The organism is Streptomyces sp. NPDC091209 (genome assembly GCF_044757755.1).
Taxonomy (GTDB): Bacteria; Actinomycetota; Actinomycetes; order Streptomycetales; family Streptomycetaceae; genus Streptomyces.
On record NZ_JBIVVR010000018.1, the window covers coordinates 20,726 to 46,489 of the forward strand.

Genomic DNA, 25,764 nt, shown 5'->3' on the forward strand with positions numbered 1-25,764 from the left:
GGGCGCAAGTTCCGCCTCGGACGCCAGGGCAACCTGGCCAACTCCCTCCACATCCGCACCACCCGCCTGCACACCCCCGGCGACGACACCACCGCACTCCTCACCGCCCTCCACAACGACGACAACACCAACGACACCAGCGCAAGCACGACCGGGAACACCGCAAGCACCGGGAGTTCCGGCACGGCGACGGCCGCCACCGGACATGGCAGCGGCCGAGCCGGCGGAAGCGGCAGGAACACGGGTGGATACCGTGCCCTGGGCAGCGAGGACGGGTCCGATGCGGACGCAGGCCTGTCCCGCCAGATGGCCGAGAAGAACACGCTGGGGCTTTCCGCGCTGAAGGACACCATCGTGCGCGCGAGCAGCGCCGGTACGAGCGCGGCCAGGAACAACGACCTCAACACCACCCGCAACCACACCACCACGACCACCCGCACCCGCACCAGCACCAGCACCAGCACCAGCACCAGCACCACGCCAGTCGGCCGCACCGCCACGACCGCCCACGCCACCACCGGACGCGCCGCGTCGCCGAGAGAAGCGGAGGAAGGTCCGGACGACCTCCGGCACGTGCGGCCCGTCACCGTCGCACAAAGCGACTACAGCACCGCCCTGCACCACACCACCGCCGAGGACACCACACAGGACACCACCGGAGACATCGCCCCCGAGGACGGCGGCTGGCCCGACGCCACCCTGACCACCCACCCCGTCACCGTCACCGTCACCAAAGCCGACTTCGACACCGTCCTGCACCGCACCACCACCCCAACAACAGCCACCACGACCGCAACAGGCCCAACGGCCACCACCACGATCAGCGCGCCAGCCACCCGCACCACCACCGGAGCCGCGGCCCGCCCCGACATCCGCACCACCAGCGGACCGCAACCCGCCCCCACCGCCAGAACCACCATCACTACCCCCGACGGGGCCGACGCCACAACAGCCGCTCACCGCCCCAGCAACAGCCACCTCATCAGCGACGGCGGTGGCCTGCCCGGCTTCGAGACACGCCTGCCCGGGGCCGACACCACCCCACCGGACACCCCACCGACTCCGCCCACCCTCCCCCCGACCGACCCCACCCGCGACACATTCATCGCCGTCACCACCTACAACGAACTGCTAGGACGGCTCCGCCCACCCCTTCCCGACGAGATCACACTCGGCAACACCATGGACGCGGCAGCCGCCACGGCCGACATGCACAACTCCGGCATGGCCAAGGCCATCGATGCAGTTGCCGAGATCGTCCGGAATCACGGACTCGGCTACACAAGAGACCTCGGCGAAGCCATCACCAAGGTCGCCCGCCTGGCGGAACCAACTCTCGGCAACCATCGCAATACCGTCACCACCGCCCGTAGGACAGCCGAATTCCTGCTCACCGGCCGCCCCACCCGCGTGCTCGGCGGAACCAGTCACAACACTGACAGCCACGACAAGACCGCTACCAACCACGACCACCCCACCCCCGAAACCGAGGCCGGTCCTTCATCTGCTGTCGCCCCCGCCGCGGCATCCGGCGGATCGAGCAGAGACACCATCAGAACCACCGCCGACCCGTCCTCCCCCTCCTCTCCGGAAGACGCCCCAGGCCATCCCCGGCCCCCCACACCGGCGTCCAAGGACACCGCCACGCCGGCCCCCTCTTCCCCACCCCGCGTGCAGACACCGTCTCCCGAACCTGAACCTGCACTTCCCGCGGAGACACCGCAAGGGCAGGAGGCACCGCCGTACGTCCCGGGGCCCGAGACCGTGACAATTCCGGTCCTGCCCGGCACCGTCAATCGGCTGCTGCATGCGTGGGAAGACCTCCAGGCAACATCCACGGACACGATCAGCTCCGCACCCACCGACGTCCCGCGCATCGACTACTTCGACGATCGACTCGCCGGGTGGGAAGAACGATTCAAGAGAGTGATTCCGGCTTCGCATCTGTCCCTGCGATCCGAACCGCATCTGGACGGTTCCGACGTGTCGCGCCCGCAGCCGTCGGCCGGCGACCCAGAACCGCTCGGCAGCGGCGCGGCAGAGGACGAGCCGCGAGACGCTGTCTCGCACGGCCGGTCGCCCGACGAGGCACTGTCGGACCGACGACCCGTCACGGTTCCCGTCCCTGCCCTCACCGCGCAGTCTGGCAACTATCAACCACCGGCGATGTCGTTCCCGGAGCCGAGGACGACCCAGGATTCGACTGACGGCACCGCGCGGGAAACCCACCCCGCTCCGAGGTTCGTGAGAACCGACTCGCCCATCGCGCCGCACGAACCGCTCGTCGTCGACGACGAGTCGGGCCGCGGAGAAGCCGAACCGCGCCCGGAACCGGAAACCGCCCCCCCGCGCTTCCGGCTCCGACGACGGCTCCACCGCCCCGCACCCGCGGTCTCTGGAGGACGAGCAGACCGGTCTCCCCCGGCCGTCGGTCGCCGAGGCCGGGCATCCGCTACTGGACCCCGACCGGCAGTCGCTGGTCGGAGCCAGGATCATCGAAGCACCGGGCCCCGAAGCACTGCGTCGGCGCGTGCTGGCCAACCTGCCGGTGAATGTCCAGGAGCATCAGCAGGTCACCATGGGATTGGATACGGCCCTGGACCCGGCCACGTTCCGTGCACAGCACGACCAGATGGTCAACGGAGGCTGGTCCTTCCCGCTGCAGGTCGGCACGACCAAGTACGAGGTGAAGCTCACAGCCCGTCCGGGAGAGTGGAGCCGGTTGGATTCGGCGCCGACCGCGGACAACGGCGCCGGGTTCGAACGAGCCGCCACGGCCAAGGTCGCGGCGCCCGGCAAACAGACGCTCACCGTGAGCACCAAGGCCAGTCGACTCAAAGACCATGAGATCACTTTGATCGATCCGACCTCGAGCGGCGATCCCCTGGGCCTGATCACGGTGTCCGGGCGTGCCGGTGGCTACGCTCACCTCACCAGTACTTCGCTGAAGGCCGCCTCCGAGGCGACCACGAAGACCGCCTTCACCGGTCCCGCTCACAGGTACGTCTCCACTTTCGAGTACGACGCCGTCATCCTGGGCCCGAACGGCCTCCCCCTGCCCAAGCGGCCGGGGCACGACCAGCCCGTAACAGCCGACGTCACTGCGGAGATAGCCCGCGTCGACGGCACCCGGAGGGCCCCGGCCGACGACCGTACCAAGATCCGCCCCCTCGAGATCACCGGGCTCGACGAGGTCCTGGGTGAGGTATTCAGCGAACTGCCACGGGAGCGACTGCTCGACGGCACTGCCCATAACGCCATCCGCGACTTCTTGAGCCCCAGGAATGTCCTCGCCCGGTACGAACAGGCGGCGGACGGGGGACTGATTTCCCCCACCCTCACCCTCTCCGACGGGAGACACGCCTGGCTGCGCCTCACCGTGGCACAGGATTCCACCCACCCTCAGGGCGTCGTCGCGCAGAAGCAGAGTCACAGCACCAGGACGAGCAGCGAGAACGGGACCGGCCGGCTGAAGTTCCACAGCTGGAAGGCGGGTGCCTCGGGCGGCGTGTCGTTCAAGACCTGGCAGGCGGCCGCGCCGGATCTGGAGTCGAGTTGGCTGACCTTCACCCTTGGCTACTCCTACACCCCGACCCGGCTCTACGAGCAGTGGGTCAACCAGGGGTTCTCCGCGGAGTCCAGTGTCGAGCGCACGGGTACGGGCGATCTGTTCAGCACAGATGTGACCTTCCGGGTCGAGGTGCTGCGTCAGAACAGCACTCCGGACGCCGGCAGCCGGCACGGAATCAGCCGCGCGGTCATCAGCGACAAACGGAGGACAGAACCCGGGGCCCTGCACAGGCCGGTACCCAGGGACGAAGAGACGCCGCCCCCCAGAGGCGAGGACAACCCCCCTCCACTGCGCGGCCGTGTCCTCGGCCTGCGAGACCGCGCGCCCGAGACCGCCGTTCCCCTCCGTCATCACGCAGATCGGCGCAGCCTGGACAGCCGCGCCACCGGCATGTCGGAGGCCGACACCCAACCGGAACGCAGAGACGCACCTGCCCATCCCGACGCGCCCCAGGACTTGCGCGCGCCGCTGGTCTCGCACCGCGCGACCGTCATCGACTTCCCCGGTGCGCGGGAACTGGAGACGAGCATCGCCCAGGAACTGCGCCGTGTGGCTCCAGGTGTCCTGCCGTCCGCCGACGCCCGGAACACTCCGCAGGCCCTCAGGAACGAGCAGACGTTCCGGGACCACCTCTCGGAGCAACACCTTCTCAGCAACATCAATCAGCTCCTCGACGGAACCTACGGCTTCGGCCTCGACACGCCGACCGGCCGCCGGACGGCCACGGTGAGGATCTGGACAGAGCTCATGCAAGGCACCCATGAGGACGTCGTGCGGTCCACGGCGGAACACACCGTCACCATGAACGTCACCAACGAGCACAAGCTGCTCAACGAGCCGAAACACGAAGTCAACGTCGGTCCGGGTTTTCGCCGTGCCCTCAATGAGCCGGACACCACGCGGGCCAATCCGTCCGGCGGCGCGGGAATCGCGGGTGCGCTGGTCGGTGTGGACATCGCCAATACCGAAACGCATGTGTCCCGCGGATTCGTCCACAACGGAACCGCGGACGTGTTCGGTTACGAGGTGACACACCACTACTCGATCACCCTGCACGAGAAGGGCAGTGCGCCCGACCCCGCAGCGTGGGACAGCACCCCTGATCCAGGGGTGACAGTCCGTCCCGCGGGCGATGCGCGACTACGGGTCGATCTGCGGCGCCCTGAAGTCCTCCCGGCGCCGCCGTCCCCCAGGTTCGACCATCTGCCGACGATGCACGCGATCACCCATGTCACCGACGCCGACGGGTTCCGGGGCCAGGTCAGAGGCGCCCTGGACCACGCCTACGCCGATTTCGGGCGCGGCCGCGTGGACCAGGCGCTTCGGCTGGAGGGCCCCGATCTCGGCGAGGCCGTCCGAGCGCTGACCGGCGAGACCCAACTCCGCGGCCTGCTCTCCGCCTCGCACTCCGGCTGGATCAACACCCTTGACCAGCACATCGGCACGGGCCGCAACCGCAAGACGGTCGGGGTGGCCGTCCGCACCGGCCCATTTCGCGACTGGACGTTCCGACAGACCTACACCGACATCACCCAGCAGCTGAAGGTGCGGTCGACCACTGCCACCACCGCCGGCGACCAGAAGTCCTACTGGCTCAACGGCAGCCTGGGCGTGGAGTTCTCCGACAACCCTTCGACCCCTGCGGGCGAGCTGACCACGAGCCATCAGGAGCGCGGTGGCGTCAAAGGCAAAGTGGGACACCACGGGGAGTGGAACGACATGCTCACCCAGGAGACGACCACCGCCCGCACAGTGAGTCAGACCGGAATCGGGCATCTGTATGAAGCGACCGTCGACGCCGATGTCGTCGGACGCATCACCGACGCGGACGGCACACCACACATCGGCCCATCGGTCCCCCACACGTACAAAGTGCTCGTCATGCTCTCCGACGAGGACGTGACCCGAAGCCTCGTCACCCAGCGCCCCCACGACATCCCCGAGAAGCTCCAGGCCACTCTGCTCGACAAGGGCATCACAGGCGGCACTGTGGTGAGGATCCTCGACACGGACCCCATCCTCCGTGACATACACCGCCAGTTGGGCGGCGATCCCAACAGCCCGGTTCCGGTCAAGGCGCTGCCGTTCGCCAATGCATTCTCTGCCGAGACCGTCTCGGCCCGCTTCGACGACATCGCCGGATCCGGCATCGTGGAGCGATTCGTCCATACGACCCACGACGGACATGTCATTACCGAGGTACATGTACGCGGCACCATCGACAAACCCTGGGGGAGCGAAGGCCACCACTCAAACCTCCGGATGACCAGCGAGACCCAAGACACCCACAAGGTCAAGGGCGAGAAGAAGCGCGTTTGGGGAGGAGGAGTCGAGGCCGGCCTGCGCGGCGCGATCGATCCCCCGCTCGAACACCTCAATGCCGTCTGGGGCGGTGGAACCTTCGGTCTGGAGGGCAGTCGGGAGGTCGGGGTCCAGTCCGGCGCGAGCACGACCGCGGGGAGCAAGATCACAGGATTCGGTGACACGAGTTATCTGTTCACCAACAAGGTCAGATGGCACGTCGTCGTCACCCAGCGCTTCGACAATGGCCCCTTCCTGGCCCTGCAGCCTCCGCTCAGGGGCGGTGTCGGCCCTGCCGATACCGCCGCCTGGGTACCGGAATCACTCGTCGAGGTCGGCAACGTCAAGCCGTATCCGCAAATACCAGAACCTGTGGAATCCGGCCCCTCTCGACGCCGGCCTGACATCGAGCAAGGCCGGTCGCCTGCCGAGCCGAAGGCCGAGTGGCAGACATCGCTCCGTCGCGCTCACCATCTGGTCGGCTTCGACAACGGCCACGCGCTTCTCACCAGTGCGGTGAACGTCCAGGCCGACAGCCACCGTTGGGGTCCCGGACTCCTCGGCCAGCTCGGAGGGTACTCGTCCGCGGCACTCACGACCGTCGCCAGAACCGCGTGGTGGGCCACTGCACCCCTGTCCGGTGGGGTCGTCCAACGTGCGGAACAATTCCTCCGGAACTTCACGGCCGACCCCCGCCTGGCCGACGACTTCGACGTCCTGAACCGCGAGAAGGGCCTCAGCCTGCGAGAGCAGCTCGCACTCCGCCAGGCATTCTCCGCGCAGTCGCTGTCCGCACTCTTCCATCGGCTCCAGGACGCCGAAGTCCCCTACCGGATTACCGGCACCTCGGTCGCTGTGTCCATGCACGCCATCGGGCCGGCGGAGACCTTGAGCCACCGCACGGCCGCCCAGGACGAACTCACGGTGGCCGTGGCGGGCGTGTCCGGCACCCACACACTCCGATCTCGAAGATGGGATCTCACACCGACCCTGTCCGTCCTGACCAACAAACCTCTCGTCTCGCTTCCCCTGAACACCGCACATTTCAATTCCGAGGAGTTGTCCTTCGACCATTCGAATCCGGTCACCCTGACCCCGGGCGTACCGAGCCGTGACACTCCCGTCGCATCGCTCCCGAGGGACCTGGCTCCCTCCGAACCCGGGAGAGATATGGACCCGCCCGAACCCGGCAAGGTCAAGATCGCGGGTGCGGTCCTGCAACGCCAACCCGTCGAGTTCACCTTGCGGCACTGGGACGGCCATGGTCGGTACGGCACCCCCGTCCCCGTACCGGGTCACGTGCTGCTCTGGAGCGCCGCCACCGCTCCCACGGCCCCCGGTGCCGAGCACCCTTCCGCCGCACGGCCTTCGAGCTCCACACCGGGCTCTCTGCGCCGAGCCGCCACGGACGACTCCGCCGCACCGGCACCCCCGCCTCGCACCGGCCACGACACCGAGACTAGAGGCGAAGATCGTCTGGACCGTGACGCCGTCATTTCGGAGGCGTTTCGACCCACGGCCACCGAGGATCCGCAGCCCCTCCCGCCCGGCGCGAAGAGGACCGGCAAGCAGCCTGCATACCGTAGGGGCGGCCTGGGCATGCGGGTTGCTCTCGCTCGAGATCTGGCGCCCGAACTCCTTGCTCCGTTCTCCAACACAGATCTGACCGCGGCTCTGAGCCACCTGGAGCGCAGCGAGCAGTCGTCGCGGACGACCCTGGGCGACACCCCGGTGATGGACCGGGCTCGTGCCGAGCGACTGGCCACCGAGGCGCAGGCAGAGCACATCAGATCCCAGGCCGCGAGCGACCGGACTACTACGGACCTGCCCCCACGACCTGCCCTGACGTCGAGAACGGACGACCCTCGGCGGACCGACGGCGATCAGCCCTCCCCGATCGCGGACCGCACGGAGCGGGACACGGACGCGACCCACGAACCGGACGCGAGCACTCAACCCTCACCGCTGACCCACGCTCTGGGTGAGATCGGGCGGAACGGGGGGTTGTACTCCCACCCCACACAGCACGCAGCGATCAGACTCCGTGGACCCCGCTGGAGCCACCAGGACACCCGGACCCCGAACCGTCTGTCCGCTGCGCAATGGCAGGAGCTCCCTCCGGCAACGCGAGCGGCCGCGCGTAGCGAGCGCCTGCAGACCACGCTCGACCCACAGACGCTCGCCGAGACCGATCAGTCCCTCTTCCGAAGCATCGCGCGAGTGGGTCGGCTCGTGACCAACACTCCGCTGGGAAATGCCGAGGTGCTGGAGCAGTTGGGACGCCGCGATCCGGAGACACACGGGTACTGGGATCTCCAGGACGCGCGGGACCATGCACTCGGCCAGGCCGCCAGGAGCGCATTGACGGAGTACAACAATTCTCAGCCAGAACTGAGAGAAGCCACACGCGCAGCGCAAGTGCGAGCTGTCTTCGATTCCGGAGACAATCACGTTCAAACCGTCGAACAACTGCTGTCCTCCTACAATGGCGTGGCGATGGGCGGGAATCACGCGGCAACACCGATATGGACCTTCCTTGTCGAAAACATGGAGGTACTGCATCTGGACACGATCTACCTGGAAAGCATTCGAGGAGACAGCTACCAGGCCGACGTGGACGCATACCTGGGCGGTGACGCGGCAATGCCTGACCGACTCGATGCTTACATCCGTCTGCACGACAGGAACATCGAGAACAACGGCCTGCGTGCACTACTTGAAGCCGCCCGCCGGCACCACGTACGGGTAGTCGGCGTGGACGGCCGACCTGCCCGGAGGCCGCGCACAAGGACGACTGCAAACGATCGAAATAGCCCGGACTACCACCGTGCGGCGACGCTGAACACGTACATGGCTGGGCTGATACGCGCAGACCAGGCGGACAGGCCGGACAGGCGATACGTGGTCGCATTGGGTAACGCTCACGTCGGCACCCGCCCGGGTCCCAGTCATCAGGTCGACATTTTCGGAAGCATGTTCAATCCGGACGACACATTTCCCGGCGTTGACAATCTCCTCGGAATCCCGGCTCTCCTGCAAGACAACACCGCACATCTGCGACCCTACGCAACCACCACGAGAGAATCCACACCAGGCATCACACGAGGAAACCTTCATGCAGGGCAGGCCCCGGTCAGCCTTCTGACCCGTTCCGACTCCGATGACGAACCAATGTTCGTCACCATTTCGGACAACGACAGCGGCCTGGCCGGCGGATCGCAGAGCGACTTGCCCGAGATGCAGTACATGAACGATCTGACGTCCGCACCCAGAGCCCCTTAAAGAGCGTTTTGTCCTGGTGAGGTTGTTTGGTTCGGGGTTCAGGTGTCGCGCCAGTTGGGGGTGGATTCGCGGGTGAGTCTGCGGCTTATGAGGTCCTACATCGCAACGTGGATTATGGCTTCGGAGCGGTGGGGGTGGGTTTCGTAGTCGCGGGCCAGGCGGCGGTGATGCATGAGCCAGCCGAAGGTCCGCTCGACGACCCAGCGCCGCGGAATCACCTTGAAGCCTTTGACTCCCGGCTCGCGGTGGACGACTTCGACGTCGATGCCCAGACGGGCGCCGTGGTCGATGGCTTTGGTGCGGTAGCCGGTGCCGGCCCATGCTTTGGTCACGCGAGGGTGAGCGGCGGCGATGTGGGACATCAGGTGTATGCCGCCGACGTTGTCGGAGACGCTCGCCGCGGTGACCCAGACGGCCAGGAGCAGGCCGAGGGTGTCGACCCCGATGTGGCGCTTGCGGCCTGCGATTTTCTTGCCGGCATCGATGCCCTGGCCGGCCGCGGGCACGTTCGCGGAGGTCTTCACACTCTGCGCGTCCAGCACGCAGGCGGTCGGCTCGCCGTCGCGACCTTCGGCTTCCCGGAGCAGGCGACGCAGGAGACCGTTGAGTTGGTCGAAGATGCCCTCTTTTTGCCATGCGGCGAAGTAGCCGTAGACCGTTTCCCGGGGCGGGAAGTCGTGCGGCAGGTAACGCCAGGCAATGCCGGTGCGGTCGACGTAGAGGATGGCGTCCAAGATGCGGCGCAGGTCGTGCTCGGGTGGGCGGCCGATGTCCAGGCCCTTGCCCCTGCGCTCGGCCCGCCAGGCGGTGAGCGTGGGGCCGATCAACTCCCAGCGGGCATCGGAGAGGTCGCTGGGATACGGGCGTTGTCGCGTCACGTTGCGGTAGTACCGGCAGCCGGCCCGACCCTGCAGGGCGCAAACGGAGCCAAGCGGGGGCGCTCTGGGATCAGACAGGAGCGAACCGACGGAAACGGGCGGCCGAAGAGCGGCAGCTGCCCCATCCACCACATGGAACACCTTCGCCCCAGCAGCCTTCTCAACCCTTCCCGACGAAGCGCCACCAAACAACTTTACCGGGACAAAACGCTCTTTCAGCCCTCCGCCCCTGAACACTGGGGTCCCTCCCCAGTGCGAGACCACCACAGCTCCGGTTTCGTGGTCACCGATCCGGCCAGGTGACCCATACAGGAGGCTCCGTCATGTCCATCAACCTTCCCGTGGTCTTCGTCCACGGACTCTGGCTGCACAGCACCTCGTGGCAGCCGTGGACCGATCTGTTCCGCGAGGAGGGCTACGAGCCGTCGGCGCCCGGGTGGCCCGGTGACCCGGACACCGTCGAGGAGGCACGCCAGAACCCGGAGAGCATCGCCGGGCATGGCATCGACGACGTCGTCGAGCACTACGCGGCGCTGATCGCGGACCTGCCCGTGCGGCCCATCGTGATCGGCCACTCCTTCGGTGGGATGATCGCGCAGAAGCTGCTCGGCCAGGACCGAGCGGCGGCGGCGGTCGCGATCGACGCCGCCCAGATCAAGGGCGTTCTGCCGCTGCCGCTGTCCGCGCTGAAAGCGACGTTCCCCGTCTTCAAGAACCCGGCCAACAAGAACCGTTCCGTTTCACTGACCGCGGAGCAGTTCCGGTTCGCGTTCGGCAACGCCGTATCGGACGAGGAGTCGGCCGCCCTGTATGAGCGCTGGACCATCCCGGCGCCGGGCAAGCCGCTGTACGAGGCCGCGTCCGCCAACTTCAACCCGCACTCGCCGGCCAAGGTCGACACGGAGAACAACGGCCGCGGTCCGCTGCTGCTCATCTCCGGCGGCAAGGACCACACGGTGCCGGAGACCGTCACCCGGGCCACCCTCAAGCAGTACCGGCACTCCGAGGCCGTCACCGACATCCTCAACTTCCCCGACCGCGGGCACTCCCTGACGATCGACAGCGGCTGGCGCGAGGTCGCGGACACCGTCCTCGGCTGGCTGCGGAAGCAGGGGCTGGAGACCGGCCGATGAGCTCCCCTCACGCGCAGGCGTCCGGTGACGACGCGGGCCTGGCCGGGAAGACCGTCGTGGTCACCGGTGCCGGGCGCGGCATCGGCCTGGCCGTCGTCGAGGCCTTCCTCAGGGCGGGTTCTCGTGTCGTGGCGGGGTCGCGCAAGCGCACGGATGCCCTCGACGAGTTGGTCAAGCAGGGGGCCGAACTCACCGTCGTGGAGGCCGACCTGGCGACGCGAGAGGGTCCGGCGGCGCTGGTCGCCGAGGCCGTCGCGGCCCACGGCGGTGTCGACGTCCTGGTGAACAACGTCGGCGCGGTGCAGCCGCGGGTGGACGGCTTCCTTGGGGTGACGGACGAGGACTGGGAGCGGACGTTGACGCTCAACCTCCTGTCCGCCGTCCGCGCCACCCGGGCCGCCCTGCCGCATCTGCTGACCACCGGTGCGGGACGGATCGTCACCGTCTCCTCGGTCAACGCGCGGCTGCCGGACCCGCTGGTCATCGACTACGGCGCGGCGAAGGCGGCGCTGACCAACTTCTGCAAGGCCCTGTCCAAGGAGGTCGGGCCGCGCGGGGTGCGGGTGAACACCATCGGCCCCGGGCCGGTGGAGACGGCACTGTGGCAGGGCGCCGGCGGTGTCGCCGACACGGTCGGCCGGTCCCGGGGCGTCGACCCCCTGGAGGTGGCCCGGGGCGCGGCGGAGGAGTCGCTGACCGGCCGCTTCACCCGGCCGTCCGAGGTCGCCGATCTCGTGGTCTACCTGGCGAGTTCCCGGGCGGCGAACATCACTGGCGCCGACTTCGTCATCGACGGCGGCCTCGTCGAGTCCCTCTGACCGGCCGGCACGGCGCCGCGGTCACCCGGCCCCAGCGCTCCTCGCTTCCCCTCCGCGTGCCTTGGAGAGATCACATGACCGACCTGATGCTGCGCCTCCCGGGCGGCTCACGATGACGTCGGGGACAGGAATGACGAGCGCGTTCTTTCCAGCCTCCGGCCGAGGACCCGAACCTGAGCCGTTCTGGTTCCTCGGCGGCCGGGCGAGAATCCTGATCCCCGGCGGCATGACCGACTTCAGGTTCAGCCTGATGGAGTTCGTCCACGCGGTGGGCCACGGGCCTCCACATCACGTCCACGAAGACGAGGAAGCGGTGTGGTTCGTCCTCGAGGGCGAGGTGACCTTCTTCGTCGGCGACCAACGCCACGACCTGACGGCCGGGCAGGTCGCGTACGGGCCTCGCGGCGTCCCGCACAGCTATCTGGTGCGCTCACACGAAGGGGCGCGGATCGGGGTGCTGTTCAGCCCGGCCTGCGTCGAGGAGTTCTTCCGGGCCAATGGCACCCCGGTCGCCGAGGCCGGCGACCTGCCCCCGGAATTCGATCAGGCAACGGTCATGGCCTCCTCGGCCCCCTTCCATCTGCGCGTCACCGGCGCCCCGCCGCCCTGATGCGTCACACCACCACCGTCATGGCGCAGACAAGCAGACAAGCACACGAGCCAAGGAGATTCTCATGGCAGGCATCGCACCCGTCGGATCGACCGACGGCCGGCCGCGTCGCCGAAGGCTGATGTTCTCGGCCGTCGCGGTCGGGACACTGCTCGCGGTCCCGGCGCTGTCCGTCGCCACACCCGCCGGTGCGGCCTCCGCGGCGAAGGCCGTGACGACGTCGGCCAGGGCGAACACACCGAAGCCGACCGTGGTCCTCGTCCACGGCGCCTTCGCCGACTCCTCCAGCTGGAACGGGGTCACCTCACGACTCGAACGCCAGGGATACCCGGTCATCGCGGTCGCCAACCCGCTGCGCGGCCTCGCCGACGACTCCGCCTACCTCTCCAGCATCCTCGACACCGTCCCCGGACCCGTCGTCCTCGTCGGCCACTCCTACGGGGGCGCTGTCATCACCGACGCCGCCACCGGCCACCCGAACGTCAAGGCCCTCGTTTACATCGCCGCCTTCGCCCCGGACCAGGGCGAGACCGGTCTGGCCATTCTCGGGCAGTACCCCGGCAGCCAGCTCTCACCGGCGCTCACTGTCCGCCCATACCCCGGCGGACAGGACGCCTACGTCAACCCCACCGACTTCCGCCAGGTCTTCGCCGCCGACGTATCCGCCGACAAGGCCCGCCTCATGGCAGCCGGACAACGGCCGGTGTCACTGGCCGCCTTCGCCGAACCCAGTGCCACACCCGCGTGGAAGACCATTCCCTCCTGGTTCCTGGTCGCAGGCTCCGACCGCGCCATCCCGCCCGCCGCCGAACAGGCCATGGCACAGCGCGCGGGCTCCCACACCCAGGTGATCCGAGGCGCTTCCCACGCGGTCCTCGTATCGCATCCGGAGGCCACCACCCACCTCATCGAGGCAGCCGCGCAAGGCACCTCCTGACAGTTCGACGGTGACTTCGGTCCATGCCGACCGGATCGGCTGCTCCGTCCGGTTCACCGGGCGGAGCAGCCGATCCGCGAAAGGAACGACCATGCACTTCCCCTCCGGTCCACGTGCGTCCTTGCGGCGGTCTCACCGGCCAGCGGCAGCGACGGCGACGACCGCCTCCCGCGATCACGGCCCTCTGCCGGGACTGCTTCTCACCCTGACGGTCGGGACCGGTCTGGTCGACGCCGTCAGCTATCTCGCCCTGGGCCACGTCTTCGTCGCGAACATGACCGGCAACATCGTCTTCTTCGGTTTCGCGGTCGCGGGGATCGGTGCCATCTCCTGGAGCGCGACGTTGCTGGCGCTGGGCTGTTTCGGAGCCGGCGCGTTCTTCGGTGGGCGCCTCGGCGGCTCCCGCAGGACCCATCGCGGCCGACTGCTGTCCTACACCTGCGGGGGACAGTGCGTGCTCGTCGCCGTGGCGGCCGCGCTGGCCGCGCTCGCCGATCCGGCCCGGCGCGGCACGCAACTGGTCATGATCGCGCTGCTGGCCGTCCCGATGGGGGCGCAGAACTCCGTGGTCCGCCGCCTGGCGGTCCCCGACCTGACCACGACGGTTCTCACTCTGACGGTGGCGGGACTGTTCGCGGACCGGACCCCGAACGAAGTACGGCTGCGTCGCATCGCGTCGATCCTGTCGATGATGACAGGGGCGCTGGCCGGCGGCCTGCTGCTGCGCCACGGCCAGGTCGCGGCTCCGCTGTGGGCCGCCGCGGCCGTGCTCGCGGTGTGCGCGGTGACGGCCGACCGGCTGCGCCGGCGCGACACGGCTGAGCTCTGGGGCTGACCCGGTCCCCTCCGGCCCGTCTCCGTCGGGCCATCACCTCGCCGTCACGTCCACGGCCCGGTCCAGGTCCAGGTCCAGGTCCAGGTCCAGGTCCAGGTCCAGGTCCACCGGCCGGTGGTTCCCGCACCGCGGGCGCCCACGACTCCCTCACACTCTCACCCCACCATCCCGGCGTCGTCAGGCGCCGTTCCATCCGACTCGCGAAGGGGAACCGAGATGCCGTACATCACCGTCGGCCAGGAGAACTCGACCGACATCGAGCTGTACTACGAGGACCACGGGAGCGGGCAGCCGGTCGTGCTGATCCACGGCTATCCCCTGGACGGCCACTCCTGGGAGAAGCAGCTTCCGGCCCTGCTCGACGCAGGCCACCGGGTCATCGCCTACGACCGGCGCGGCTTCGGCCGGTCGTCGCAGCCGACGACCGGTTACGACTACGACACCTTCGCCGCCGATCTCAACACGCTGCTGACCGAGCTGGACCTCACCGACGCGGTCCTGGTCGGGTTCTCCATGGGCACCGGCGAGGTCGGCCGCTATCTGGGCATCCACGGCTCGCAACGCGTCGCCAAGGCCGCCTTCCTGGCCTCCCTCGAACCCTTCCTGCTCAAGACCGACGACAACCCCGAGGGCGTCGACAAGGGCGTCTTCGACGGCATCCTGGAGGCGGTCACCAAGGACCGCTACACCTACTTCACAGGCTTCTACGAGGCGTTTTACAACCTCGACGAGACGCTGGGCAAGCGGATCAGCGAGGAGGCCGTGCGTGCCAGCTGGAACGTGGCGGCGGGCGCCTCGGCGCACGCGTCGGTGGCCTGCGTGCCCACCTGGATCACGGACTTCCGGGCCGACATCCCCAAGATCGACGTACCGACGCTGATCCTGCACGGAACGGGTGACCGGATCCTGCCGATCGACTCCACCGGGCGGCCCTTCCACGCCCTGCTGCCCTCGGCCGAGTACGTCGAGATCGAGGGCGCCCCGCACGGCCTGCTGTGGACGCACGCCGACGAGGTCAACGCTGCGCTGCTCGCCTTCCTGAGCAAGTAGGCGCACCGCTCCCGGCCAACCGGTCGCGTCTCGGTGCGGGTCACCGCGGCTCCCCCCCCAGGGCAGCCCGCACCGAGACCGGCCCACCGACGCCCGCGGCCGGATCACGGCGGCCGCCCTCTCTCCGGGCCACGCCTCGGCCCTCGCTCTCCCACTCCGCTCCATCCGTTCATCAGAGGATCAAGCCATGTCCAGCGGAATCATCGGAGCCGGAACCGACACGACCCTCCAGGCCGGCCGCGCGGCACGTCCGTACGAACATCGCACCGCACACAACGAGCACCTCCTGTCCCTCCTGGCTGCCGACCACGCCAAACCGCTCCTCGCCTACGTCGAACGCATACTGAGCGACCGTCACATGGCGGAGGACATCGTCCAGGAGACCCTCATACGCGCCTGGAACCGCTCCGAACAACTCCTCGACAACGACGGGTCGTTACGCGGCTGGCTGGTCACCGTGGCCCGCCACCTGGCGATCGACCGCATCCGCAGCGCCTACGCCCGCCACGAGTCGCCCGGCTCGGAACACCGAGAAGTGATCCAAAACGACCACGCCGACGCTGTGTCGGCCTCGATCGACACCATGGCCCTGCTGCACCAGCTCTCGCCGGAGCACCAGGACGTCCTCGTGCACACCTACCTGCACGACAGGAGCGTGCTGGAGACCGCCCGGATCCTGGGCATTCCCGCGGGCACCGTCAAGTCCCGCCAGCACTACGCCCTGCGCCGGCTTCGCAACCGTGTGCGCACCCGTACGGCGGCCGAGCCCGCGACCGGGGCGGCGGCCGCCTCAGGCCGCGTCCCCGCATCCCGCGGCATCCCCTCGCCTCTCCGAACCGGCTCTCCATTCGCTCGGTGAGATGCCGTACGCCGCCCGGAACGCCCGGCTGAAATGGGCAGGGTCCGTGAAACCCCAACGGCGTGCCACCGCCGCGGCGGTGGGGGGACCGAGGAGCGGCGGGACACCTGCAGCACCTGCCCATCCGGAAGCGGTGCGGGAGACACACCGTTCAGGGTCGGGTCGTGTCGTACAACGCCACGCCGTTCGGGCCAAGTTGTGCGCTCCGGCCGTCCTGGTCGACGTACGCGTGGCCGCTGAGCTGCAGGCCTACATACACGAAGTCGAACTGTCCCGGGCGATCAGCCGCAAAGTGTGGTCGCCCTGACCGCGATCGCAGTCGACGGTGGTCGCCTGGAGCGGACCGAGCAGGTCGGTGCTGATCGTCCCGCTGACGGGCTCGCCCTCGGGGATCCGCAGCGGGACGAAGGTGCGGAAGACCTCCTCCTGCCAGTGCTCCAGACGCACACTGCCGGGCACGGACCGCACCGAGAACACAACGCTCATGCCAGGTCCCTCAAGGTTCACGACGCGAGCGTCGACGGGCGACGCCCAGCACCTGGACGACCGCAGACCCCAACGTCCGCCATGAAGTGTCGGTGGCCGTGATGGTCGCGGGCCCACGTTTCGGTCAGCCCGCCGTCGGCGAGTGCACGATGCGCACAGCACCGGTGCGCGGTGAGCAAAGGCGCCCGTCGCCCCGGTTCCTAAAGTGCGTTGTGTCGCAGCCCGACCAGCGGGCCCCGAACCGGGAGAGTCGCGGATGCCTTCCTACGGCGCATCGCCCGAGCTCGTACTCGAGCCGGTGGTTCGGGCGTTCACCCGCACCGCCTCCCTCATCGAACCGGGCGTGCTCGCCGACCGCAGGGCCGTCGAGCAGGAACAGTCCGGTCGGACCGCCGCACCGGAGACCGCCGAGGCGTGGTTGACGGTCCCTGGCGGCCCCACCGGACACGTGCCGGTGCGGATCGTCCGCCCGCGCGGCAGCACCGCCGTACTGCCGGTCGTCCTGTACGTGCGGACCGGGATGGGTGTTCGGCAGCGCGGGCGCCCGCGACCGGCTCGTTCGCGAGCCGGCGGTGGGGGCCGACGCCGCCAGGGTCTTCCCCGAGTACACACGTCCGCCCGAGGCCCGCTACCCGGTCGCCATCGAACAGATCCACACCGTCGCCTGGTAGCCGGCCGACGGGCGCGGGCCACGGGGGCTCAACGGCGACCCGATGGCCGTCGTCGGGGACTCGGCAGGCGGAAACCTGGCCGCGGCGGTGACACTGCCCGCCAAGGAACGCGGCAACGTCCGCTTCGCCCACCAGGTGCTCCCGTGCCCCGTCACCGACGCGGGCTGCGACCGCCGTTCCTACGCCCGGTTCCCCTCCGGACACCACCTGCACCGCGACACCATGCGGTGGTGCTTGGAGCAGTACGCACGCGACGCGCGAACACGCACGCTCGGCACCGTCTCGCCGCTGTGCGCCCCGCTCGACCAGTTGGCCGGACTGCCGCCGGGCCTCGTCATCACCGCCGAGGCGGACATGGTGCGGGACGAGGGCGAGGCGTACGCGGCCAGGCTCCGGGCCGCCGGTGTCCCGGTCACGGCCGTCCGCTCCCTCGGGATCATCCACGACTTCGCCGTGCTCGACGCCCTGCGCGGCTCCCAGGCCGCCGGAGGTGCCATCTCTCTGGTCTGCGACACCCTCCACAGCGTCCTTCACGACGCGCTGCCTGCGGCACTCCCCTCTAGAACCCGCGCGACACGACGAAAGGAAGTCTCATGGTGTGGTCCGGCATGTGCCGTGCGTCCGGGCCGTCGATGGTCGGACGCCTCGACGAGCGTGAGGCGATCGGCAGGCTGCTCGCGTCGGTCCGTGACGGCTTCAGCGGGGTGCTGGTGCTCAACGGCGACGCGGGGGTCGGCAAGTCCCGGCTCCTGGACTACGCCGCCGAGTCCGCCCAGGACCTGACGGTCGTCAGGCTGGTCGGTGTGGAGGCCGAGACACGACTGGGCTACGGAGCCCTGCACCGGCTCCTGCGGCCACACCTCGGGCGTCTGCCGACGCTGCCGCGACGGCAACGCGACGCCCTGAACGCCGCGTTCGGGCTGACCGACGCCGCCCCGTCCGACCGCCATCTGGTCGCACTGGCCGCGTTGACGCTTCTCTCGCACGCGGCCGCGGCGGCACCGATGCTGTGCCTGGTCGACGACGTGCAGTGGCTGGACCGCGAGTCGGCGGAGACCTTGGCGTTCGTCGGCCGGCGTCTGTACGCGGACTGTCTGGGGCTCCTGTTCGCCGGACGGGACGGCGGCGACCTCGATGTCTTCGGCGCTCTGCCCGCGCTCCGGGTGGAGGGACTCGCCGACATCGAGGCCAGGGCGCTGCTGAACGCCGGGGTGAGCGGGCACCTGGACCAGGCGGTCGCCGAGCGGCTCGTCGCCGGCACCGGAGGCAACCCGCTCGCCCTGCTCGAACTGGCCGTGAACCTCGGCACGGAACAACTGGCCGGCGTCACGGCGCTGCCCGAGCCGCTGCCGGTGAACCGGCAGCTGGAACTGCATTTCCGGCAGACGGCGGCGCTGCTGCCCGCAGACACCCAGACCCTGCTGCTGCTCATGGCCACGACGCCCACGGACGACCAGGCCGCGCTGTGGCGCGCCGCCGGCGCCCTGGGGTTATCGGCACGGTCGGCCGTGCCCGCTGTCGACGCCGGGATACTGACCCGCGGAACCGCCGTCGCCTTCCGCCACCCGCTGATCCGGTCGGCGGTCCACGCGGCCGCGTCCATCGAGGAACGGCGGCGTGTCCAGGCGGCGCTGGCCGCCACGAGTGCCCCCGAACGCCGGGCCTGGCACCGTGCGGAAGCGACCGACGGCCCGGACGACAGCGTGGCGGCGGAGCTCGAAGCCGCCTCCGAGCTGGCCCAGGCCCGTGGCGGATACTCCGAACAGGCCCTGGTCCTCACCCGGGCGGCGGAGATGACCGCGCATCCGGGCAAGCGGGCCGAGCGCTACCTCCACGCGGCGACGGCCCACCTCACCTCCGGCAATCTCGCAAAGGTACAGACGCTGATCGAACTCGCCAGTCCCGACCTGGCGGGACCGGAAGCCCGCGTCCACGCGACACGGCTGCGGGCGTCCGTCGAGATGATCCGGTCCCGCCCGCGTGAGGTGCCCGCGATGCTGCTGGAGGCGGTGGCCGACCTTCGCACCACCGATCCGATGGCGAGCTGGGACCTGCTGCGCGAAGCGGTCCAGGCCACGATCATCGGTGGCCGCATGATCACCGGAACGACACCCCACGAGGTCGCCAAGACCGCCGCCGACGCCTGGCGCGACAGCGAACTGCCGGCCTGGAGCCCCGATCCGCTCATGGCGGCACTGGCTCGCTCCATCGCCTACGGATACGCCGAGGGAGCCCCGGCCCTGGCCGCGGCCCTCGCCCGGCTGCGCGCCGCCGACGAGCTCCGGGAGCAGGACGCCTTCAGCGTCATGATCAGCATCGCGGGCGACGAACTGTGGGACATCGAGGCCAAGCGGGAACTCCTCCAGAAGCTGGTGGCGGCGGACCGCGGCCGCGGCGCGCTCTACGGACTCAGCCTGGCGCTGCTCGCACTCGCCAAGGTGGAGATCTGGGACGGCCGCTTCGCCGCAGCCGAGAGCTGCTACAGGGAGTCGGACGACTACCTGGCCGCGACCGGATACTTCAGGTCGGGAGACTTCCACAAGATCCTGCTCTATGCCTGGACCGGGCAGGAAGCCGAACTGCGGGCGGCGGCGGCCACGATGCGCGCCATGTCCCAGGAGCAGGGGACCGGAGTGACCTACCGGTGGGCCGGCCAGGCCCTGAGCATCTTCGAGATCGGCAGCGGCCGGTACCAGGAGGCGCTCGACGCCCAGCTCGACATGTTCGACGATCACCCGGTGGCCCTCGGCGATATGAATCTCGCCGGAATGGTCGAGGCCGGGCTTCGCGTCGGCGACCGTGGGGCGGCCACCATGGCCATGGAGCGCCTGGAGGAGCGCGCGCCACTGGCCGGTACGCCGTGGGCGCTGGGGCTGCTCGCCCGGTGCCGGGCCCTGATGAGCGACGACGACGAGGCCGAGCAGCTGTACAAGGAGTCGATCGCGCACCTCGAAAAGGTCCCGGTGGCCGTGGAACTGGCATGGTCGCGGCTGCTGTTCGGCGAGTGGCTGCGCCGCCGCAAGCGCCGTGCCGACGCCAGGGTCCAACTGCGGGCCGCCTACGAGTCCTTCGAGTCGTGGGGAGCCGCGCCCTTCGCCGAACGGGCACGGGTGGAGCTGCAGGCCACCGGGGAGACGGCACGCAGACGGACGGTCGCCACCCAGTTCGACCTCACCGCGCAGGAACGGCACGTGGCGTCCCTGGCCGCGTCAGGGCTGACGAACACGGAGATCGCCACTCGGTTGTTCGTCACCACGTCGACGATCGAATTTCATCTGAGCAAGGTGTTCCGCAAGCTCGGCATCACGTCGCGCAAGCAGATAGAGGGCAAGCTGAGCAGAGCTGATCTCGGCGATCGGCCGCCGCCGGGACGATGACGGACATCAAGGCCCTGCCTCGGACCGGGACCGCTCCCCGGTGCGAGTCGAACGTCGGCTGCTGTGGAATATGACGGATCGGCACCACCGCTGCTGGTGGGGCGACACGAGTGCCAGGAGGCGGCGATGACAGGATCCGGAGCGCAGGGGATGACGGATCACGCCGGCGTCCCGTTGACCCACGGCCGGCCGCGGGTCAACGGGGTCCACCTGCACTATGCGACGGGTGGAAGCGGCGACGCGGTCGTCCTGATCCACGGCGTGCCGAAGACGATGTTCTTCTGGCGCCATGTCATCCCCCTGCTCACGCCGCACCACACGGTCGTCGCGGTGGACCTGCGGGGCTTCGGCAGCTCCGGACGTCCGGCCACCGGCTACGACACGCAGACCCTGGCCGCCGACATCGCCGCCCTCATGGCGACGCTGGGACACGACCGGTACCGGGTGGTCGGAGAGGACTGGGGTGCCGCGGTCGCCTACGCCGTGGCGGCCTTCCATCGGCCTCACGTCGTCCAACTCGTCTTCCAGGAGACGCGGTTGCCCGGCCTTCCGGCTCCGGACCTCGGACCGCTCGACGCCGAGGACCCCCGCAACGGCTGGCACCGCTCCTTCTTCGGCCTGCCGCACTACCCCGAGTTGCTGCTGACCGGCCGGGAGCGCGCCTTCTGGACGTACTTCATGCGGCGGATCATGTGGGACCCGAGCGCGTACACAGATGCCGACGAGGACGAGTACACCCGGGGCCTCGAAGAACCGGGCGGCAACCACGCGGTCTTCGAGCTGTACCGGGCGACCGAGACAGACGCCGCCCAGAACCGGCCCGAGTTCGCCGTCCCGCTGGAATGCCCGGTCCTCGCCGTGGGAGGGCGCGCCTACCTCGCGGCGGAGCCCGGTGAGCAGATGGCACGCGTGGCGACGAAGGTCACGCCCGTGGTGATCGAGCGCGCTGGGCACAACATCCCGCTGGAAGCTCCCGACGAACTCGCGCGCTGCTACCTCGACTTCTTCGCGACCGCCGAAGACTGACGGCTGGGCACGCATCTCGTGATGCAGTCCCGGTCCCGCCGCCTGCCGACCGTGGGCGGCGATGTCCGTTGCCGTCCCGCTCCGGCGTCAGGGCTTCCAGGTACCAAGGAAGGACGCGATGCGGGTGGCCGTGCAGCGCGGGTTGTTCAGCTCGCGGGCCAGTGCGGTGAGCTGCTCGCGTGTGGGGTTCACCGGGATGGTGCGGCCTCGAGATACATGACGGCCACAGCGCAGGCGACGGTGAGATTCGAGCGCTCCAGCCAGCGGCAGCGGCCCGGCCTGTGCACCAGGGCGGCAGCGCGGGCGTAGGGGCCGTCGTAGACCGGGGCGTCCAGGAGTTCGCCGCAGTGGCGGGCGACCGCGGGGACGGGCACGCCGTAGTCGTCGGGGGCCGGGTCACGGTGCCCGGCCCGCTCCGCCACCTCGAGGATCCAGGACTCGTCGACGTACAGAATCACGCGGCGGCACCTGGCACCTGCCTAGGCACCGTCACCTGCGGCTACGGCTACGGCTACGGCTACGGCCAGCAACTCCGCTGCGCCGCCCTGGCGAAGGGAGAACTGCACCGCGAGGACTACACCCTGACTGGCGGTCGATGCCGGCCCGCGGCATCGCGATGGTAGGACCCACGGGCCAACTCGAACTGGACATCCGGGCCATGCACCACACCCACGACACCCCGACGCCGCCCGAGTAGACCGCCCACGATCGGACGTCGAGGGGAGGGCGATCTTCCCTTCGTCGCAGACTCGGCGCCCCACCTCCGGCCCGTGGTCGGGGCCGAAGGCACTGGGTCTGCCGCTCGCGGGCGCCGCCAGGTCAAAGGGCTCGGCGGCGAGTTCGGCCCTCTCGGCATTTGCCCGAAGGCGCAGCGAACGACGCAGAGCGGGCAACCGTGCGCCGCGCCGGGCAGAGCGCCGTCTAGATTCCTCATACATAACCGTTAAGTAGCTCGCCCGCCCGCCGCCGATGGCCGGCCGAAACGGATTGCCACACCTGCGGCGACATCCGAGATCGACCGACCGCCCGTTGAGGTCACGATCGCCCCGCTCCGTTCGAGAGCTGCAGAGCCACCCCATCCGACCGCACGCGCACCCGCACGCATCACTTGGCCCCCGACCGAGATCCCAGTCAAGGAGACCGTCGATGTCGTCATCTGGCATGAATTCTTTTACTCTCACCCCTCAAGATGTGACGGGACGAAGCCGTCTTCATTTCAACGAGGCGGCAAGCTGCGACGATTTCATCGACAAGTGCCGTCTCCTTGACGCCGCCGCGGCGGGAACCACCGGGACCAAGTGGATTGTCCGTGGGCTGGTCAAGGATCCGATGTCGGCGGCTGAGATCGGCGAAGCGCTCGGATTCGACAGCCCCGTGGAAGTGACGTCTTTCCCCACGTCCACCGAGTTCGGCACGGGCTCCTTCCTGTGGGTTGCCCGCTGTGCACCCGACCGCATCCCGTCCCTCGCCCATCAGCACCAGACGCTGGAACGGATCCGCAAGGTCTACGAATACAGCAGGTCGCTGAACGAACGGTTCCACGACGAAACCGATGCGCTGCTGAACAAGGCGGCCAACGCAGGTCTACGCATCGTCTGCAACGACCCGAGGAACGAGTGGGGAAGGAACGCGGTCGACGCCGACGTCTTCACACGCCTGATCACCAACCTCTTCTACTACGACGAAGAGACGGCGGGGCGCATGCTTCGCGGGCAGGGCTACTCACCTCTCGGCCACTACCTCTTCTCGCTCAAGAACAACGAGGGCACCCCGCTCTGCTTCTTCATGATCGCCGAGTGGCCGTGGGGATTCGAGGCCACCTATACGATGATCGATGCCAGGTACGCCGGGCCGGCACTACGCATGGGCGCCGCCAGAGTCTTGATGATTCTGGCGAGTGCACTGTTCATGAGCCGCCACGGCAACGACTCACTGGTGTACGGCGAGGCCAATTACTTGAACATGCGCCCCTGCGTCCAGTCCGGTTACGAGTCGCAGCCCCCGGAGATACTCGGTGGACCACATCCGGTGCACACCAACATCGACTGGGCAGACAGCCCCGTAGGCTCGTTCGGCGACGATTCGGGCAGGTCGGCCACCCGGTCGCCCAGGTTCGGCGAGACCGAATACACCAGCTACATGGTGGGTCGCCTCAATCCCGAGAGAGTCGCACCCTTCATCGGGCGTGCATTTGAATTCCTGGACGTCCGGTGACCGCTCAGCAGGCTCCCGGAAGAGTCTTGCCTCGACACCTGTGACGCGAGTGCGTCCGACGTACGCTCGCGTGTTCGCCGACGCTGGGTCCACGCGGCGACGTCGGAGTCCACCCGCCCGTAAGGGAGGGTCTGATCAAGTTCCGTAGGTGTCCGGATCTTGGCGATGGCTCTCTGCCCGCATCTCCGTGAAAGATCGTGCCCCGAGCTGCGATCGGTCCCGTCCAAACCAACATCACATCAGCCGCCGCAACGAACTCGACGACCAGGCGGGTGAAACAGCTGTTGTTAGAAGACCACGGCATCTGGGTGCCTCAGGCGACGTTGCCGTAGTACTCGGATGGGAAACGCCCATAGCCAGCCGACGCTGGCAAGCCCAGCAGCGATCACCCCGATGAGGTCGTGCCACCAGGCATCGCCCCCACCCGGCGGGTATACCTCGTCACCACCCGTGTCGACAGCGGGAGCGGCTTGACCGATCGCAAGGTCCGGGCTTCCGAACATGCTGATCCGCGTACGCCTGTCGCTGCCGTCTGTGGACGAGAAGGTCCCGACTTCGTTGCATCCGTTGTGGCTGCAGAGGATGTTCGTCGCTGTCCAGCGACCATTTTGCCCGTGACCGTCGTGCGCGGACAGGGCCGGGATCAGCAAGGCAATCAGGGCCACGAAGACCACTACTGCGCATGGGCCAGCGATGTAACGCCACCAGAAGCTTCGCCAGCCCGGAAAGTACACGCCGCGCACCTTACGCGTTGGTCTGGGATGTGTAACAGGGTGCCGTGGGGCTAGGCCGGCAGCTCGCCACAACAAGATCGTTCATGCAACTCCGGTCAGAGCCTTGGTGATGCCCAGGATGGGGAATGCGGCACTACCCACCCGTCGATCCCCACGTGCTCATGGCCACCGAGGTGACCCGTGCCGTCTCCGGCGTTCCCTCGCCGCCACTTGAGCAGGTGACGGCGGATTCCGATGACCTCCAACAGTGCACCGGCGGCACGCTGGCCCCACTCGGCAAGCTCGTCGATGCTCCGGGCTCCCGAGACGACCGCGCAGGCGCACACCCGTAAGAGTGATGTCACAACCCGACCAGCCGCACAATCCCTGAACATGCAACCGCCCTGCCGGTAAGGGCCGTTGCCGTCCCCCACCGCTCCGGATTCCGTTCGGACCGGCATCGGCACCGGGGCGGGCGTCCGCGGACAGTCGGCACCCGACGAGATACCACCTTCGGAGCGCGGACGCAGTGTCGACATGCGTCCGGGAGGTGCGGCCTTCGACAACGACCCAGGCGACCCGCCACCCTGATGGCGGGTCGCCTGGGTCGTTGGACCTTCGTCTACGACGACTCCGGATACACCTTCGACGGCACGGCCGGAGCCCTCGCCGCCGACGGGCGAACGGCCGTCACGACGGTGCACATCATCGACGGGCACGCCCGCCTCGCCTACGCCACGAACGACGAGGAGATCGAGGAGATCGTCCCTCGACGGTCTCGATGCGAAAAGGGATCTTCTCAGCATGCCCGCCGGGCTGAGCTCAGCTTTCGAGGCGGCGGGCGGCGCCGAGTAAGGAGCTCGAACGCGGGCACGTCGACAGTCTGATCGGCATGCGGGCCGCCTGCCTGCTGCCACGTCTCGTGCTCACGCTGCACGACGTCCACCGACTGCCGCTGCTGACGGCACAGCGCCATGAAATCGACTGAACGCGGCCCCTGAGC

General features: G+C 68.8%; 14 protein-coding genes and 4 pseudogenes. 14 read left to right on the forward strand and 4 right to left on the reverse strand.

The window, feature by feature from the left end:
* Positions 1-2,530 precede the first annotated feature (2,530 nt).
* The gene (locus tag ACIQRL_RS36280; RefSeq protein WP_401339687.1) at positions 2,531-9,154 is read left to right on the forward strand and encodes a hypothetical protein; all 6,624 of its coding nucleotides are present in this window, start codon (positions 2,531-2,533) and stop codon (positions 9,152-9,154) included.
* Positions 9,155-9,249: 95 nt separating this feature from the next.
* On the opposite strand, the gene ACIQRL_RS36285 is transcribed toward ACIQRL_RS36280, so the two are convergent.
* Positions 9,250-10,032 carry an IS5 family transposase gene (locus tag ACIQRL_RS36285; RefSeq protein ID WP_401339689.1) on the reverse strand — a complete coding sequence of 261 codons (783 nt, stop codon included), beginning with the start codon at positions 10,030-10,032 and terminating at the stop codon, positions 9,250-9,252.
* A 323-nt stretch (positions 10,033-10,355) separates the two neighbouring features.
* Here ACIQRL_RS36285 and ACIQRL_RS36290 point away from each other — a divergent pair, with 323 nt between their 5' ends.
* The 7 genes from ACIQRL_RS36290 to ACIQRL_RS36320 all read left to right on the forward strand — a co-directional run bounded on the left by ACIQRL_RS36290 (position 10,356) and on the right by ACIQRL_RS36320 (position 16,274).
* Positions 10,356-11,165 carry an alpha/beta hydrolase gene (locus ACIQRL_RS36290; RefSeq protein ID WP_401339692.1) on the forward strand — a complete coding sequence of 270 codons (810 nt, stop codon included), beginning with the start codon at positions 10,356-10,358 and terminating at the stop codon, positions 11,163-11,165.
* Positions 11,162-11,983, forward strand: a complete 822-nt coding sequence (locus tag ACIQRL_RS36295) for an oxidoreductase (protein WP_401339693.1) — start codon at positions 11,162-11,164, stop codon at positions 11,981-11,983. The genes ACIQRL_RS36290 and ACIQRL_RS36295 overlap by 4 nt, the downstream gene beginning before the upstream one ends.
* A 226-nt stretch (positions 11,984-12,209) precedes the next feature.
* Positions 12,210-12,593 (forward strand): cupin domain-containing protein, encoded by a 384-nt coding sequence (locus ACIQRL_RS36300; RefSeq protein WP_401339696.1) that lies wholly within the window; start codon positions 12,210-12,212, stop codon positions 12,591-12,593.
* Between the two features lie 64 nt (positions 12,594-12,657).
* Complete coding sequence (locus tag ACIQRL_RS36305) at positions 12,658-13,530, forward strand: alpha/beta fold hydrolase (RefSeq protein ID WP_401339698.1); 873 nt, start codon at positions 12,658-12,660, stop codon at positions 13,528-13,530.
* A 91-nt stretch (positions 13,531-13,621) separates the two neighbouring features.
* Positions 13,622-14,365: a YoaK family protein gene (locus ACIQRL_RS36310; RefSeq protein WP_401339700.1), complete on the forward strand. Its 744-nt coding sequence runs from the start codon at positions 13,622-13,624 to the stop codon at positions 14,363-14,365.
* A 216-nt stretch (positions 14,366-14,581) separates the two neighbouring features.
* Positions 14,582-15,415, forward strand: coding sequence for an alpha/beta fold hydrolase (locus ACIQRL_RS36315; RefSeq protein WP_401339702.1), 834 nt, complete (start codon positions 14,582-14,584; stop codon positions 15,413-15,415).
* A gap of 187 nt (positions 15,416-15,602) precedes the next feature.
* A complete protein-coding gene (locus ACIQRL_RS36320; protein WP_401339704.1) occupies positions 15,603-16,274 on the forward strand; it encodes a sigma-70 family RNA polymerase sigma factor in 672 nt (223 codons plus the stop codon).
* Between the two features lie 21 nt (positions 16,275-16,295).
* On the opposite strand, the pseudogene ACIQRL_RS36325 reads toward ACIQRL_RS36320, so the two are convergent.
* Positions 16,296-16,343, reverse strand: a pseudogene (locus tag ACIQRL_RS36325) (hypothetical protein); the annotation flags it as partial.
* Positions 16,344-16,523: 180 nt separating this feature from the next.
* A complete protein-coding gene (locus ACIQRL_RS36330; RefSeq protein WP_401339706.1) occupies positions 16,524-16,760 on the reverse strand; it encodes a hypothetical protein in 237 nt (78 codons plus the stop codon).
* A gap of 256 nt (positions 16,761-17,016) precedes the next feature.
* Here ACIQRL_RS36330 and ACIQRL_RS36335 point away from each other — a divergent pair.
* The 3 genes and pseudogenes from ACIQRL_RS36335 to ACIQRL_RS36345 all read left to right on the forward strand — a co-directional run.
* Positions 17,017-17,965 (forward strand): annotated as a pseudogene (locus ACIQRL_RS36335) (alpha/beta hydrolase); the annotation flags it as partial.
* Between the two features lie 59 nt (positions 17,966-18,024).
* Positions 18,025-20,808, forward strand: coding sequence for an AAA family ATPase (locus tag ACIQRL_RS36340; protein ID WP_401339707.1), 2,784 nt, complete (start codon positions 18,025-18,027; stop codon positions 20,806-20,808).
* A gap of 126 nt (positions 20,809-20,934) precedes the next feature.
* A complete protein-coding gene (locus ACIQRL_RS36345) occupies positions 20,935-21,834 on the forward strand; it encodes an alpha/beta fold hydrolase (protein ID WP_401339709.1) in 900 nt (299 codons plus the stop codon).
* Between the two features lie 87 nt (positions 21,835-21,921).
* Here ACIQRL_RS36345 and ACIQRL_RS36350 read toward each other — a convergent pair.
* Positions 21,922-22,292: pseudogene (locus ACIQRL_RS36350) on the reverse strand (fic family toxin-antitoxin system, toxin component).
* A 57-nt stretch (positions 22,293-22,349) separates the two neighbouring features.
* Here ACIQRL_RS36350 and ACIQRL_RS36355 point away from each other — a divergent pair.
* From ACIQRL_RS36355 to ACIQRL_RS36365, 3 genes and pseudogenes are all read left to right on the forward strand, one after another.
* Positions 22,350-22,531, forward strand: a pseudogene (locus ACIQRL_RS36355) (hypothetical protein); the annotation flags it as partial.
* 449 nt (positions 22,532-22,980) lie between these two features.
* On the forward strand, positions 22,981-24,048 hold the full coding sequence (locus ACIQRL_RS36360; protein WP_401339712.1) for a hypothetical protein: 1,068 nt from the start codon (positions 22,981-22,983) through the stop codon (positions 24,046-24,048).
* Positions 24,049-25,351: 1,303 nt separating this feature from the next.
* Positions 25,352-25,648, forward strand: a complete 297-nt coding sequence (locus ACIQRL_RS36365; RefSeq protein WP_401339714.1) for a hypothetical protein — start codon at positions 25,352-25,354, stop codon at positions 25,646-25,648.
* Positions 25,649-25,764: the final 116 nt, after the last annotated feature.

Bases quoted from the DNA above. Each gene is read 5' to 3' on its own strand.
- ACIQRL_RS36295 (WP_401339693.1), top strand. From the start codon at position 11,162: ATGAGCTCCCCTCACGCGCAGGCGTCCGGTGACGACGCGGGCCTGGCC.
- ACIQRL_RS36330 (WP_401339706.1), bottom strand. From the start codon at position 16,760: ATGAGCGTTGTGTTCTCGGTGCGGTCCGTGCCCGGCAGTGTGCGTCTG.
- ACIQRL_RS36290 (WP_401339692.1), top strand. From the start codon at position 10,356: ATGTCCATCAACCTTCCCGTGGTCTTCGTCCACGGACTCTGGCTGCAC.
- ACIQRL_RS36305 (WP_401339698.1), top strand. From the start codon at position 12,658: ATGGCAGGCATCGCACCCGTCGGATCGACCGACGGCCGGCCGCGTCGC.
- ACIQRL_RS36320 (WP_401339704.1), top strand. From the start codon at position 15,603: ATGTCCAGCGGAATCATCGGAGCCGGAACCGACACGACCCTCCAGGCC.
- ACIQRL_RS36300 (WP_401339696.1), top strand. From the start codon at position 12,210: ATGACCGACTTCAGGTTCAGCCTGATGGAGTTCGTCCACGCGGTGGGC.
- ACIQRL_RS36360 (WP_401339712.1), top strand. From the start codon at position 22,981: ATGTCGTCATCTGGCATGAATTCTTTTACTCTCACCCCTCAAGATGTG.
- ACIQRL_RS36365 (WP_401339714.1), top strand. From the start codon at position 25,352: ATGGCGGGTCGCCTGGGTCGTTGGACCTTCGTCTACGACGACTCCGGA.
- ACIQRL_RS36315 (WP_401339702.1), top strand. From the start codon at position 14,582: ATGCCGTACATCACCGTCGGCCAGGAGAACTCGACCGACATCGAGCTG.
- ACIQRL_RS36340 (WP_401339707.1), top strand. From the start codon at position 18,025: ATGGTGTGGTCCGGCATGTGCCGTGCGTCCGGGCCGTCGATGGTCGGA.
- ACIQRL_RS36310 (WP_401339700.1), top strand. From the start codon at position 13,622: ATGCACTTCCCCTCCGGTCCACGTGCGTCCTTGCGGCGGTCTCACCGG.
- ACIQRL_RS36345 (WP_401339709.1), top strand. From the start codon at position 20,935: ATGACAGGATCCGGAGCGCAGGGGATGACGGATCACGCCGGCGTCCCG.